This is a genomic window from Rhizobium sp. TAL182 (assembly GCF_002117725.1).
Classification (GTDB): Bacteria; Pseudomonadota; Alphaproteobacteria; order Rhizobiales; family Rhizobiaceae; genus Rhizobium; species Rhizobium esperanzae.
This window is the reverse complement of record NZ_CP021029.1, coordinates 420,546-434,579: the sequence shown is the minus strand read 5'-3', so window position 1 is coordinate 434,579 and position 14,034 is coordinate 420,546. Positions and strand designations below refer to the sequence as shown.

Genomic DNA, 14,034 nt, shown 5'->3' with positions numbered 1-14,034 from the left:
GAAAGATAAGTTGGGTGCACTGGCCGACTGTCACTTGCATCGAACCCATAAGTTCGTGCCGCGCTGGATGCCGGTCTTCGTTCAATGCAGAGACTTCAGAATGTCGCGACCGCTTCGGAAGCACATGGCGGCCAGCGTCAAGGTGACATTGGCCGTGCCGATCGTCGGCATGCTGCCGCCGCCCACGAGATAGAGGTTTTCGTGGTCCCAGCTGCGCTGGTTCTTGTCCACGACGGAATTGGTTTTCGTCGTTCCCATGATATGGGTGCCGGCCAGATGATTGCCGCCGCGGATCGCATAGCCTTGTCCCTCATAGGCCACATAGCCGTAATCGCTGGGGGCGTAGTGGGTATGGTCCTGCGCGCCCAGGCGCGTAAAGACGGTGCGCGCAAACTGGCGGCCATAGGCGGCACCCTTCATGGTATATTCCGGAACCGTGAAGGACAGGATGGGCCGCATGTTGCCCAGAGCATCGGTATATTGCGGATCCACCGTGATGCGGTTGCTTTCGACGGGCATGACCTCGATCATGAACGCCAGCAGCAACTGCCGCGAAACCTGGTCGACCATGCCGCGCCGAAGATCCGCGCCGTAGAGGTTGCGATCATCCACCAGTTCCAGAAGGTCGGAGGTCGGCGCACCCGTGGCCCAACCCCAGCCGTCATTATGGATATCGATGGCGAAGGCGGCCTGCTTTTCCCGGAAAGGGCCGTCCCGCAGGTCGACGATACCGCCCGTCGAACTGGTTCCGCGCATCGTGCCGCAGATCTCAGGCATCAGCGCCCAGTTCAGCAGGTAGGCGTGGTCCATCAGATTGCGTCCGACAAGACCGCTGGTGCTGCGCAGGCCGGAGGCCAGCATAAGACGCGCGGTTTCGATGGCGCCTGCCGCAAGCACGAACACCTTGCCCTTGACGGTGATGGTCTCGTGAGCCGGTGAGGCCGGGTCCTTGTAAATCTTGACCTCGAGGGAGCGGACTTTCCCGCTATCCGGATCAATGTTGACCTTCGAAGCGACCGCCTGCGGCAGCAGTTCGACAAGCCGCTCGCCGCCTTTCCCGTTTGCCGCGAACGCCTTGGCAAGCGTTTTGCCGGAGTGGTAGCGCGCTTGCACGGGACAGAGCGGTACGCAGTTGGTGTTGCCCTGGCACCGGCCGCCCTCTTCGACCTGATGCGTATCAACGGCGCCGATTGGACGATAGCCCTTCCCACCGTCATAGGCCGGGTTGGGTATGCCATTGCGACCCTGCGGATAGGGCCTGACCTTCAGGGGATAGGTCTTGTCGTAAAGTTCGACACTGGTGCCTTCGATGCCCTTGTTGACCTGCTGATCCAGATAGGAAAGCGGCAGGCCGCGCATGGGAAAGACATAGTCATCCGGGAAGGTCTGCCCGAGATATTGCTGATCTTCGACATTCGCCGATACACCGATTTCCCGCTCGGCCAGGCGGTAGTCCTCCTCGACTTCCTCAAAGCTCAGCGGCCAGTCAAGCCCGTGCCCAAAAAGCGTGCGCGTCTTGAAATCCGAGCGAAGCAGGCGGGGCGTTTTCGCCTCCCAGTGCATGGTCGTTCCGCCGAAAATACGGGTATATACCGTATCGCTGACATAAGGGCCGGATTGAACGATGTAGTTCGAACTATCGGTTTCTCCCGCCTGCAGCTTGCGAAGCTGCGGGCTGCGGGGTATGGCCGCGTTCGCATTTAGCGGAAAGGGCGACTGGTTGTCCTTGGAGGCTGCCGAATAGAAAGTCGTCAGCAGATTGTCATAGCCTGCCAGAGTGACATTGGAACCGGTTCCGGCTTCAAGGATAAGGACACGTTTGCCCGCTTCCGCAGCCTGCTTGGCAATGATTGCTCCGGAAATGCCGCTGCCGACGATCACGATATCATAGTCGCCCGACTCTGCGGCGGTCTTGGGATCGGCTCTTATTGCCGACTCGAGGGGAAAAAGCACTTTGGTCCTCCATTAATCCCGGAAAGCCGATCAGGGCTTTGCGAACCATGCCGTTCTGGACTCAATCGCGATTTCAGGTCCTACGGGCCTTCCATCGTCATGATTTCGAGCCGCGAGAGTTTCGGGGCTTGGCCTTGGCGGCCGGGGCGGCGGAGCGGGCTCTGACTGCCGAGAGAAAGGAGGCATAGCTCCAGGTCAGGTTCCGGACGCTTTTCTCGTAGCCAACGGTTCCATCGAACTGTTCGCTCAGCTCATAGTGATCGCTGTGATAGACGATGGCGCGCAGCATGGCGTCAGAGGAAGCCCGCAAGGCAGCCGACGCATCGGCGGCGCTGCTGGATGCGCCAAGTCCCAGTTCCGTGAAGAAGGGTTCGGAGAACTGATCGAGGGGGATGGCGCCGCTGGCCTCGATGGCATTGGCAAGCCGATATTGAAACTCGGCGAAGTTGGCGGTGCATAGAGCCCAGGGATGCCCGCCGGTAACCGGAGCCGCCACATCGCCATCGTAATGATCGCCTGGATAGCGCCCGAAGAGCGGTCCGAGCCCCTTGGCCGCGTCGGCGCCATTGACCGGGTAATAGTTCGAAGACGAAGGATCGGCCCACTGGCGCCGCAGGATGGCCGCCGTTGCCAGAAGCTTGGTATCGGTCGGCTCGATCCCGCCATAGCAGACCGAAGAGACGATATCGATGTTCGCGTCGTAACCGGCTTGCTCCGCGGCGTCCAGAATGCTCACATAGAGCTGCCCGTTCCAGTGGGTGGCCAGCTGGCTTTCCAGCCAGGAGACGGCATCGGCCACCCCGGCAGGCACCGCAATGCCGATTGTGTTTGTGGAAATTACCCGGAAAAAGCGCAGCTGTACGGCTCGTGCGAAAAACGAATAGCCCTCATATTCCTCCCAGAGATTTGTGGTCTTGTTCTGGTAAACTTCGAGAAGATAAGAGAGGTTGGCCTCGACTAGTTGTTTGGCGATCGTCTGCGTGGCGCCATCCAGCTGATCGAACAGGGTCAGGATCGCGATCGACTGAATGGCCGGCCCGTCATTCTGCTCCGACCACGGACGAACCTCGCCGGTGATGGTGAAGCAGGCGTGGCCAAGGGTGACGGTCGCGGAATTCTTCGCATTCGCCTGGCAGAGCGCGGCGAAGTTCACGTAGTCGACCAGGCTCGGCAAAACTCCGCCCGGAACGGGCAGCAAGCCGGCAAGCGCGATCTCGATGGCCGTAATGGCCCCGTCGCGGACCCAGTTGAAAACATAGTCCTGGTCGACCCCCGGCGTGTTCGCTGGATAGGAGGGTGCGGCGATGACGCAGCCCGGGGCCGAAAAGACGCCGGGCGATGTGGGATCCTCGATGACATAGCCATCGCTTGTGATGTTGCGCATCATCAGAAGAGAAAAATAGCGCGACAATGCGACCAGATCGGTCTGCGCGAAGGCAGGCCTCGGTTTGACTGTCGGCGCATTGGCGCCGATATGGGCCGGGTTCGCACCCGTCATTGACTGACTCCAAAGCGCAACTGTCATTGACTGACTCCAAAATCGGTTGAGACTTGCCGGGACCAGATCGAGAAAATATTCCGGACCCGGATGGGAGAAATATTGCGGCCGAACGGGCGTTGAGAGTGAACACAAGGTCTCTGCGGCGAGGGGCAGGTTGGCTGGCCGCCCGCCGCCCCGCCCTCGCCGCCGCTGAACCTTTAATTAGAAAGATCGCCGAGGATCTGCTTTTTATCAACCTAAACGTGTTGATCTCAGGTCAAAAAATCTCAGGGAATTGCGCTTGGCGTTACGGGGTGCTCCGGCGGGATGGATTCGACCAGCCCGACGAGATTGGAGCGTGTTGCCGCAGACCGGTTGCGCAACGCCAGTATTATTTGCAATTCCGTGGCGGAGATCGCGCTGTTCCTATGCCAATCCATCGTGCCGCGCCCGAGCAGCAGCCAATCGAGGGAGACATCCAGCAGATCGGCGAGCGCGCAGACGCTTTCCAGCGAGGTATGACCGCCATTCTGCCAGCGTGAGACGGCAGCGACGGACACGTCTAGTTCGGCCGCCAGGGCGTGAACTTTCCGGAACTTGCCGCGGGATATCGCCTCTCGAATACGTTTACCGCGTGCCATGTCGTGGGTCATCAACAATCCTCCCGTTGTTGCGTTAAAATTGGCAATTACCAAGAGCTTTCGATCGACGAACATCAGAAACTTCTTATGGAAGGGGACGGCAAAGCCAAGCACCGGTCAACCTGGTGAAATATCCAGATTGCTCCCGCTCGGCCTCCTGTTGTGAAACGTCAGAACATCAGGAGGGACGGATATGTTGCGGATACTCACCAAAGACATGCTCGAGACCGATCGACGTGCTTTCGATGAAATGTTTCGGGCTCGTGCCGCCGTTTTTCGCGATCGGCTGGGATGGCAGGTCGATGTCCGGGATCAATGGGAGAGGGACCGATACGACGAGGCTGAGGATCCCGTCTATCTCGTCACGCAACGACCTTCCGGCACGCTGACCGGTTCGTTGCGCCTGCTGCCGACCACGGGAGCGACAATGCTCAAAAGCGAGTTCCAGCATTTCTTCGATCAGCCTATCGACGTCGATAGCCCGACGACCTGGGAATGTACTCGTTTTTGCCTTCATCCGCATGCCGGACACATGGAGCAATCGCGCGCAGTCGCCACGGAACTGCTCTCAGGGCTTTGCGATCTTGCGCTCGACACCGGTATCGAGAGCATTGTCGGCGTCTATGACGTCGCGATGGTCGCCGTATACCGCAGGATCGGCTGGAGGCCGACGCCGCTTGCCCGATCCCGGCCCGAGATCGGCAAGCTGTATGTCGGACTATGGGATGTGACGGCGGACAATTGTCGCACACTTCGGGCCAACCTGTCCCGACTTCTGGAGCAAGCCTCTCCCTATCCTGCCGAAGCCCTTGTCGATGGCGGCATGCGGTAAGCGCAGTCGCTGTCCCGCCCGGCATGGGATAGGTCTCGTCGGTCTTTAACCCGTTCTTCATGTCACGCCATGGTTGCTAAAAAATATGCTGTTCTCGGCAGTTGCGAAATGTTACCATTGCGAGCAGTTATGAAATCGCGCAACCACGAGTCCATCTCATGCTGAGCAGTTCTCGTTTTTTCTACTGTCTGGACAGGATCTCCGCAGCGCCGACATTGCAGGATCTGGAAACGACGCTGGACGAAGTCCGCCACATCTATGCGATATCGCACATGGTTCTGCATGTGACCCGCTCCTCGGGGATGGCGGACAGCAATCCATTGCTGATGCTGACCTACCCGCCCGAGTGGGTGAAGCAATATCGTGACCGGGACTACTTCAGTATCGATCCCGTTGTGCGTCTCGGCCGGCGCGGCTTCCTGCCCGTGGAATGGTCCGCATCAAAATGGGATTCAGGCCGAGCCTATGGCTTCTTCAAAGAGGCGATGGCCTTCGGTATCGGCCGGCAAGGCGTTACCCTGCCGGTGCGGGGACCTCAGGGGGAGCGATCGCTGTTTACCGTGACCTCCAATCATCCCGACGCCTACTGGCGGCAGTTCCGGATCGACAGCATGCGCGACCTCCAGTTTCTCGCCCACCATCTCCATGACAGGGTCATGGTGCTGTCGGGCATGAGGGAGATTGCGGATTTTCCGCAATTGTCGCGCCGCGAACTGCAATGTCTTGAAATGACGGCCAGCGGTCTAATGGCAAAGCAGATCTGTGCCCGCCTGTCCATTTCGGTGAGTGCGGTGCAACTCTATCTCGCCTCCGCACGCCGGAAGCTTACTGTCGTCACGACGAGCGAAGCGGTCGCCAAGGCCACGGCGCTCGAATTGATATGAGCGTGGGGATCGCGGTTCAGCGCCGGCTCCGCGTGCGCGTCGCCAGAACGTTGCGGATCGAAAAGCTGGAATGAATCCTGAGGACGCCGGGCAGGGTCGACAGGATCTCCTTGTGGATGCGTTCGAACTCGCCGGCGCTGGCGACCTCGACGCGCAGCAGGTAGTCGGAGCCGCCCGTCATCAAAAAACATTCGCGGATCTCGGGATGCCGGCGGACCGCCGCCTCGAAGCGGTCGAGATGGTCCTCCGTCTGCCGCTCGAGGGTAATGTTGATGATCACGGCGATCATCTCATCGGCATTGCCGGTGTCCACCAGCGCCGTATAGCCACGGATCACGCCTGATTTTTCCATGATCTTGATGCGTCTGAGACAGGCCGACGGCGAAAGGCCGATCTCGGCGGCGAGCTTGGCGTTGCTCATACGCGCATCAAGACGCAACAGCCTGAGGATATTGCGGTCGACCGTGTCGAGGGCGGGCATGACGGTTTCCTTCACATCTTGGCTGATTATGCGAATAATATCCAATACGCGCAATAATCAACGACAAAATCATCGGCAATTTCGCTCATTATTTCATAAGCTTCTGATATCGAGATGGGGTGGACATGGATAGCGATATTTTGGTTTCCCGCGCACGCACCGCGACGATCATGCAGGGAGCCACGGGCTATCTGACGATCGATCTTGCGGCACTCGGCCGCAATTATTTGAAGCTCGCGTCGATGCTGGCGCCGGTCCGCGCGGGAGCCGTCGTCAAGGCCGACGCTTATGGCCTCGGTGCCGAACGGGTCGCCCAAACGCTCTACGATCAGGGCTGCAGGCATTTCTTCGTCGCCCAGTTCGTCGAGGCCGTGAGGCTGCGGCCGGCCCTTGCTGAGAGTGCCCAGATATTCGTGCTGAACGGCTTGCAGCCCGGCAACGAGCTCGCCTGCGCCGAAAGCGGCATCGTTCCGGTTCTCAATTCGCTCGCGCAGTGGCGGCAGTGGTCGGCGACGGCGCGCCGGCTGAAGCGCTGCCTGCCGGCCGTTCTGCAATTTGATACCGGCATGTCGCGGCTCGGCTTTCCCGAGGAGGAGCGAGCCGAATTGGCGGCAGCCCTTCGCGACGGCGCCAATGTCGAAATCCTGTTTATCATGAGCCACCTGGCCTGCGCCGACGACCTGGAGAGCAGCCAGAACGGCGAACAGTTTGCCGAGATGGCGCGCATTGCCGATGAATTTCCGGGCTTCGACATCTCCTTCGCCAATTCCGGCGGTGTCTTTCTCGGCGATGCCTATCATGGCGTACTCGCCCGCCCGGGCATCGCCCTTTATGGCGGCGCACCGAATGCCGGCGGCACGAACCCGATGGAACCGGTCGTCAGGCTGGACGTCGCCGTCGTGCAGACGCGCACCGTACCTTCAGGCGCCAAGATCGGTTATGGCGGCGCGCATGTGACGCGCAGCGAAACCCGCCTTGCCACCATCGCCGCCGGTTACGCCGACGGCCTGCCGCGCAGTCTCGGCGACTGCGGCGCCGTTTATCACAAGGGCATCCGTCTGCCGATCGTGGGGCGCGTGTCGATGGACAGTGCGACCGTCGATATCACGGCCTTGCCCGAAGGGGCGCTGAACCTCGGGAGCCTTGTCGAAGTGCTTGGCCCCAACCAGACGCTCGAAGACGTGGCTGGCGATGCCGGAACGATATCTTACGAAATACTAACCGGTCTGGGCGATCGTTACGCCAAGCACTATTGCTGAGAGCCGGCCGGCATTGTTCTTGAGGAAATCATGAAAGTCATCGTTCTGGGTGCCGGCATCGTCGGCGTCACATCCGCCTATCAGCTGGCCAAGTCAGGTCATGAGGTTACCGTCGTCGATCGGCAATCCGGGCCGGCGCTGGAGGCGAGCTTTGCCAATGCCGGCGAGGTCTCCTTCGGTTATTGTTCGCCTTGGGCAGCCCCCGGTATTCCCGTGAAGGCCATGAAATGGCTGTTCATGAAACATGCGCCGCTCATCCTGCGCCCGAAATTCGACATGGCCATGCTCGCCTGGATGACGAGGATGCTGTCGAACTGCACCTCGGAACGTTACGCGATCAACAAGAGCCGCATGCTGCGGCTTGCCGATTACAGCCGCATCGCGCTCGCCGAGCTTCGCGCCGAAACCGGCATTGCCTATGACCAACGCATGCAGGGAACCCTGCAGCTGTTCCGCACGCAGCAGCAGCTCGATGCTTCGGCCAAGGACGTCAAGGCGCTCGCCGCCGACGGCATTCCCTATGAGGTACTGGACCGCGACGGCTGTATTCGCGTCGAACCGGCGCTCAGGCACGTGCGCGACAAGATCGTCGGCGGGCTGCTGACGCCGAAGGACGAAACCGGCGACTGTTTCAAGTTCACCAATGCTCTCGCCGCCAAAGCCGAGGCGATCGGCGTCCGCTTCGCCTATGGGACGACGATCAAGGCGTTGGACGTCGAAGGAGGCCGCGTGCGCGGGATTGTCACCGCTCGCGACCCCGATCGCGACCACGAGCGGATGAGCGCGGAGGCTGTGGTGGTCGCGCTCGGCAGCTATTCGCCGCTGCTGCTCAAGCCCTTTGGCATCAGCCTGCCGGTCTATCCGGTCAAGGGCTACTCCCTCACCATTCCAATCACCGATGCGTCACGCGCGCCGGAATCGACCGTCATGGACGAAACCTACAAGATCGCGATCACCCGGCTCGGCGACCGCATCCGCGTCGGCGGTATGGCCGAAATATCAGGCTACACCAACGATCTCGGTCTCGCCCGCCGCAGCACGCTCGAACATTCCGTCACCGATCTCTTCCCGGGCGGCGATGTTTCCAAGGCTTCCTTCTGGTCCGGCCTGCGCCCGATGACGCCCGATGGCACGCCGGTCATCGGCCCGACCAAGGTCGCCGGCCTGTTCCTCAATACCGGTCACGGCACGCTCGGTTGGACCATGAGCACCGGTTCGGCGCGGCTGATCGGGGATCTCGTCAGCAGCCGTTCGCCTGAAATCGACGCCAAGGACCTTGCAGTCAGCCGATATGGCTGAGCAGGGCAGGACAAAAAGGAATTTGTATTACAATTTAAATCGGCTATGCCAAGCGTAGATCGTCTTGCGGGGGGCACGCATGTCCGTTGATTCCGATAGGCATATTGCCGGCAGTTCAACCCGGCAGCCGGTTCTACCGAGCATGACGGTTCGAGAAACTGCGCGGAGCGGAACGGACGTGGACGAGCTCTCGGACGCATTGTCCACGCCGAAGGCCGCGATCAAGATGACGGCGCAAGGCGATGCGCCCATTGCATATCGCTGCAATTTCATCTCGGTGGACGATGTCAGCGTTGCCGATTGCTCTTATGAAGGCACGATCGTCGGAAAGCGGGACGGGGTCGTCGACAGGATGGCTATATTCCTGCCGACGGAGGGGAATATGACCTTCGGAGGGAAATGGGAGCCGATATATTCGGTGCCCGGTCGAGGTCTGATCCTGGAGCCGGGCGATGCCAGGGGCACCAGCATGTTCGGTCCTCGCAGTCACCTCTGCATGTTCATCGATCAGGCGAGGATCACCAAGCGCCTCACGCATATGTTCGAGCGGACGATCGGCGGCGACCTCGATATTCATCCCGATATCGATCTTACATCAGGTGCGGGGCTGGTACTGCAGCAGATCGTGGCAAATCTTCATGGCGGTCTTTCCGAAAACGGACCGCTGCGACGATCGCCGCTGGCTTTCAACTCCCTCTGTGACGCGGCGATCTATCTGCTCCTGGAAGCCTGTCCCAATCGCTATTCGAACGAGCTGGCGCAGGCGGCCGCGGCGCCGGCCCCGCGCCATGTGAAATGGGCCATCGACTACATGCAGGAACACATTGCCGAGCCGATTTCACTCGACGACATTGCGGCGGCAGCCAAGGTAAGCGTTCGGACTTTGCAGCAGGGCTTCCGTCAGTTCAGGAACACCACTCCGATCGCCTATCTGCATGAAATCAGGATGATTGCCGCCCATCGTGATCTGCTGGACGCCGACTCGACGCAGGCCGTCGCCGATATCGCGCTCAGATGGGGATTTACGCATCTCGGACGCTTTGCCGCCGAATACAAGAAGCGTTTCGGTCAGCTGCCGTCACAGACCTTGAGGGATTGATCGAGGCAGACTGAAGCGCGTCGCCTGCCGCGCTTCAGGTCCTGTTTTTATGCATGTCGTTATCGAAAAACCGCGGGCACTTTTGCGCAACATGCTCTGGCCCATGACCAGCCGCGTTCGCGCGGACGGTCATGGGCACAGCTGAGCTCAGTGTTCGGTCAGAGGTGACGGTCTTCGGCGTGCCTGCGGTCGACCCCATCTGCCCCCCGACTCCTGCTGCGTTAACGATTAACCACCACTTTGGGGTCACGGGGTTAATAAAGATTTACTTCCTTTCAGCGCCGCGCCGAACGTAGTTTCCTTCCCCATGCGTGTGCCGCAGCCGCCCGAGCTTGTCATGTCGATGTTTCCCATCGGCAGGCCTGTTGCAGCCGAATGAAAGGCGTTCGGTCAATTGCCGTCGCAGATCTTCAGACGCCGAGCTTCACAACCTTCGCGTATCAGCTTGATGGAAGCCGCCGGCGTGCAATTCCGGCATGGAAGTTCGCGCCGTGCAGGAGGCCGTCGTCGTTGAAATCATAGGTCGGGTTATGGAGCGGCGGCGAGTGCTCACCATTGCCCAGGAAGACGAAGCAGCCCGGCACTTTCGCGAGGAGCTGCGCGAAGTCTTCCGATCCCGTCATCGGCTTGCTCGCGACGGCAACATTCGACGCGCCGTAGAGATCGCGCGCGACGGTAAGCGCTTCCTCCGTCAGGGCAGGGTCGTTCATCAGAGGGACGAATTCCCTGGTGTAGAAGACCTCGGCCTTGACGTTATAAGTCGTGGCCGTACCCTCGGCGATGACCCGCATCTGCTTTTCGATCTGCTCGCTGATCTCGGAGCGGAAGCTGCGGGCATCGCCGAGAATGCGGGCGAGGCCGGGAAGCGCATTGCGCGTGCCGTCGGTGATCAGTTCGGTGACCGAGACGACGCCGATATCGGCCGGGTCGAGCCGCCTGGAGACGATGGTCTGCAGGTTGGTGACCAGCGCGCAGGCGGCGACGAGCACCTCATTGCCGCAGTGCGGCCGCGCGGCATGGCCGCCGATGCCGGTCAAGGTGATCTCGAAATTGTCCTCGGCCGACATGATCGCTTCCGGGCGCGTGCGGAAATTGCCGACGCCGAGCCCCGGCATGTTGTGGAGTCCGTAGATCTCGTCGAAGGGGAACCGTTCGAAGAGCCCGTCGGCGATCATCGCGAGCGCCCCCTTGCCCCATTCTTCGGCCGGCTGGAAGACGAAGCGCACGGCTCCGTCGAAACCGCCTTCCTCAGCCAGGATTTTTGCCGCGCCGAGCAGCATCGTGGTGTGGCCGTCGTGGCCGCAGGCATGCATGATGTCCGGGTTTCGCGAGCGGTGCGGCAGGTCCGATTGTTCGTTAATCCTCAGCGCATCCATATCCGCGCGCAGCGCAATGGCGCGATTGCTGTTGCCGCGCTTCAGCGTTGCGACGACGCCGGTGCCGCCGACGCCTTCGGCGACCTCGTCGCAGCCGAATTCCCGCAGCTTGGCCGCAACGAAGGAGGATGTCCGCTGCTCCTCGAAACCGAATTCGGGATGGGCGTGGAGATCGCGTCTCCACGCCGTCATCTCGGCATGAAGCGTGTTCCTATCGATGCTCATGCCGGCGCTCCTTCCGTGGCGAGGCGACGGACGACGTCGAGCAGGACGTTGGCGCCTGCGACGAGATCTTCGTCGGCCGTATATTCCCTAGGGTTATGGCTGATGCCGCCGGCGCTCGGCACGAAGATCATCGCCGACGGGGCAATCCTTGCGATCATCTGCGCATCGTGGCCGGCGCCCGATGTCATTCGCCGGCAGGCAAGACCCCGTTCCCGCGCAGCCGTTTCGATGAGCTGTACGATGCTCTGATCGAATTTTACAGGCTCGAAGCGAGCAAGTCTTTCCACGGATATACCGACCTGCTCCTCGGTCGATAGCGTGTCGAGGAAGGTTGCAAGTGCCGCTTCCTCTTCTCTCAGCCGATCTTCGTCGGGATCGCGGAGATCGACCGTGAAGATCGCCCGCGACGGGATCACATTGATCGCGTTCGGTTCGAAACTCATGCAGCCGACCGTGGCGACGGTCGGCGTATTGGACGCTTTCGCCCGCTCACGCAGGAAGGTGACGACCCGAGCTGCGGCGTGGCCCGCATCGCGGCGCATGGAGATCGGTGTCGTTCCCGCGTGGTTGGCGTCGCCGGTAATGGTCACCCGCTGCCAGGAAATGCCTTGAAGATCTTCGACGGCGCCGACCGGAATGCCCTCGCGCTCAAGGACCGGTCCCTGCTCGATATGCAGCTCGATATAAGCGTGCGGCTTAAGGACACCCGGTTGATGCTCGCCGGCGTAGCCGATCCGCTCGAGTTCGCGGCCAAGGATCGTTCCATCGGTGCCGATGGTGGCAAGCGCGGCATCGATATCAAGGCCTCCCGCATAGACCAGAGATCCCATCATATCGGGCGCGTAGCGCACGCCTTCCTCGTTGGTGAAGGCGGCCACGGCGATCGGCCGGGATGGCGCCAGGCCCTCCGCTTTCATCATCTCGATGACTTCGAGCCCCGAAAGCGTGCCGTAACAGCCGTCATAGATGCCGGCGCCGATGACGGTGTCGATGTGCGAGCCGAGCAGAATGGGGGCTTTGTTCGCCACGCCGTCAGGCTTCCAGATGCCGAAAATGTTGCCGATGCGATCGACGGCGACCTCGAGCCCCGCCTCCCTGATCCATGCCACGAATTGGTCGCGGCCGAGCTTTTCCGTATCGGAAGCCGCCAGCCGCACGAGCCGGCCGTCGCTATCCCGGCCGATTTCGCCGAGCGTTCTGATACGTTCGAGAAGACGCGCCGCGTCGATGGATGGCCTGGTCATATCAAGGCTCCTTCGCGGTTCTTGGCGGCGACTGCCGCGGGCGGCAGTCCGGTGATCTCTTCATATTTGCCGGGGTCGGTCGCGCCTTCCGTGTTGACGACGAAGATGCGGGAGCGGCTCTCGATCGAGAGCGCCGCCTTGATCGCGGGATCGGCGGCGGCCTTGATAGCGGCTGCGAGGCCGACGCCGCCGCTTTCGCCGGCGACGATGGCGGGATCACCGGCAACGGGACGGGCAAGGCGGTTCATCATCGCGGTCGCATCCGTCTCGTCCACCGTCATGAAAGCGTCGGCGGCGCGGGAAAGGATCCGCCACGCGACGAGGGAGGGCTCGTAACATTCGAGCATCGCCATGACGGTTGGCTCGCCATGGGCGATCGTCACGGGATGGCCGGCACGGGCGGTCTCGAAGAGGCATGCCGCGCGGGCGGGATCGACGACAGTGAAGACGGGACGCCGCTCCCCGAGCGCGATCGCCAGATGGCCCGCGACCGCCGCGGCAATGCCGCCGACGCCGGATTGAATGAACACATGTGTCGGCGGCTCCGGCATCTGCCGGAGCGCTTCCCGGACGAGTGAGGTATAACCCTGCATCACCAAGCCGGGGATGCGTTCATAGCCCGGCCAGGAAGTGTCGGAAACAATAGTCCAGTCCTTCGCCTCGGCCACGCGGGCCGCCTCACGTACGGAGTCGTCATAGGTTCCCGCAACCCGGATCATCTCGGCGCCAAAGCGGGCGATGGCGGCGACCCGCTCGTCGCTGACGCCGGAATGGACGAAGATTGCGGCTCGCGCCCCGACGAGCTGTGCTCCCTGCGCAACGGAACGGCCATGATTGCCGTCGGTGGCGCAGGCGACGGTCATTCCGCGCGCAATGGCGCGGACTTCTTCCGAATGCAACTCGGCCATATCGACTGCGCGCCCAAGCCGCCGCTCCGCCTCTTGAAGAACGAGGCGGATCACCGCATAGGCGCCGCCGAGCGCCTTGAAGCTTCCGAGACCGAGGCGATGGCCTTCATCCTTGATGTGGATTGCGGCAACGCCGATCTCGCGCGCCAATCCCGGCAGGGCGACGAGCGGTGTTATCGCATGGTCTTCACGGAAGCTGAGGTAGCGCTCCACCTCCTCGGCGCCGGCGATGCCGAGCGTCTTCTCATCGCGTGGATCAAGCGGCTGACGATAGTCGGCGGTTGTGTTCAACAGAAACATGGCAAACCTCGATTTCGTGCGGTTGCTGAACTCTATTGCATCGCTCACGAAAA

At 61.3% G+C, this 14,034-nt stretch carries 12 protein-coding genes; 5 read left to right on the top strand and 7 right to left on the bottom strand.

Annotation, left to right across the window (positions count from 1 at the left end):
• Positions 1-81: 81 nt before the first annotated feature.
• The 3 genes from Tal182_RS31115 to Tal182_RS31105 form a co-directional block, all read right to left on the bottom strand.
• Positions 82-1,953, bottom strand: coding sequence for a GMC family oxidoreductase (locus tag Tal182_RS31115; protein WP_085862040.1), 1,872 nt, complete (start codon positions 1,951-1,953; stop codon positions 82-84).
• A gap of 97 nt (positions 1,954-2,050) precedes the next feature.
• Positions 2,051-3,478: a glycoside hydrolase family 15 protein gene (locus Tal182_RS31110; protein ID WP_085862039.1), complete on the bottom strand. Its 1,428-nt coding sequence runs from the start codon at positions 3,476-3,478 to the stop codon at positions 2,051-2,053.
• A gap of 242 nt (positions 3,479-3,720) precedes the next feature.
• A complete protein-coding gene (locus Tal182_RS31105; RefSeq protein WP_085862138.1) occupies positions 3,721-4,086 on the bottom strand; it encodes a helix-turn-helix domain-containing protein in 366 nt (121 codons plus the stop codon).
• Between the two features lie 181 nt (positions 4,087-4,267).
• Between Tal182_RS31105 and Tal182_RS31100 the strand changes: the two genes are divergently transcribed.
• Together Tal182_RS31100 and Tal182_RS31095 are read left to right on the top strand one after the other, a co-directional pair.
• Positions 4,268-4,906, top strand: coding sequence for an acyl-homoserine-lactone synthase (locus Tal182_RS31100; RefSeq protein WP_085862038.1), 639 nt, complete (start codon positions 4,268-4,270; stop codon positions 4,904-4,906).
• A gap of 158 nt (positions 4,907-5,064) precedes the next feature.
• Positions 5,065-5,790 (top strand): LuxR family transcriptional regulator, encoded by a 726-nt coding sequence (locus tag Tal182_RS31095; RefSeq protein WP_085862037.1) that lies wholly within the window; start codon positions 5,065-5,067, stop codon positions 5,788-5,790.
• A gap of 16 nt (positions 5,791-5,806) precedes the next feature.
• Here the strand turns inward: Tal182_RS31095 and Tal182_RS31090 are convergent, their stop codons facing one another.
• Positions 5,807-6,271 (bottom strand): Lrp/AsnC family transcriptional regulator, encoded by a 465-nt coding sequence (locus Tal182_RS31090; protein WP_085862036.1) that lies wholly within the window; start codon positions 6,269-6,271, stop codon positions 5,807-5,809.
• Positions 6,272-6,396: 125 nt separating this feature from the next.
• Between Tal182_RS31090 and alr the strand changes: the two genes are divergently transcribed.
• The 3 genes from alr (at position 6,397) to Tal182_RS31075 (ending at position 9,928) form a co-directional block, all read left to right on the top strand.
• On the top strand, positions 6,397-7,530 hold the full coding sequence (alr, locus tag Tal182_RS31085) for an alanine racemase (protein ID WP_085862035.1): 1,134 nt from the start codon (positions 6,397-6,399) through the stop codon (positions 7,528-7,530).
• 30 nt (positions 7,531-7,560) lie between these two features.
• The gene (locus Tal182_RS31080) at positions 7,561-8,829 is read left to right on the top strand and encodes a D-amino acid dehydrogenase (RefSeq protein WP_085862034.1); all 1,269 of its coding nucleotides are present in this window, start codon (positions 7,561-7,563) and stop codon (positions 8,827-8,829) included.
• A gap of 79 nt (positions 8,830-8,908) precedes the next feature.
• Positions 8,909-9,928, top strand: a complete 1,020-nt coding sequence (locus tag Tal182_RS31075) for an AraC family transcriptional regulator (protein WP_085862033.1) — start codon at positions 8,909-8,911, stop codon at positions 9,926-9,928.
• Positions 9,929-10,368: 440 nt separating this feature from the next.
• Here Tal182_RS31075 and Tal182_RS31070 read toward each other — a convergent pair whose 3' ends face one another.
• From Tal182_RS31070 to Tal182_RS31060, 3 genes are read right to left on the bottom strand one after another with little or no spacing between them, the layout of a single operon-like run.
• The gene (locus Tal182_RS31070; protein WP_085862032.1) at positions 10,369-11,529 is read right to left on the bottom strand and encodes a M20 aminoacylase family protein; all 1,161 of its coding nucleotides are present in this window, start codon (positions 11,527-11,529) and stop codon (positions 10,369-10,371) included.
• Positions 11,526-12,773, bottom strand: coding sequence for a Zn-dependent hydrolase (locus Tal182_RS31065; RefSeq protein ID WP_085862031.1), 1,248 nt, complete (start codon positions 12,771-12,773; stop codon positions 11,526-11,528). The genes Tal182_RS31070 and Tal182_RS31065 overlap by 4 nt, the downstream gene beginning before the upstream one ends.
• Positions 12,770-13,981, bottom strand: a complete 1,212-nt coding sequence (locus Tal182_RS31060; RefSeq protein ID WP_085862030.1) for a diaminopropionate ammonia-lyase — start codon at positions 13,979-13,981, stop codon at positions 12,770-12,772. Before Tal182_RS31060 ends, Tal182_RS31065 begins: the two co-directional genes overlap by 4 nt.
• Between the last annotated feature and the right edge of the window lie 53 nt (positions 13,982-14,034).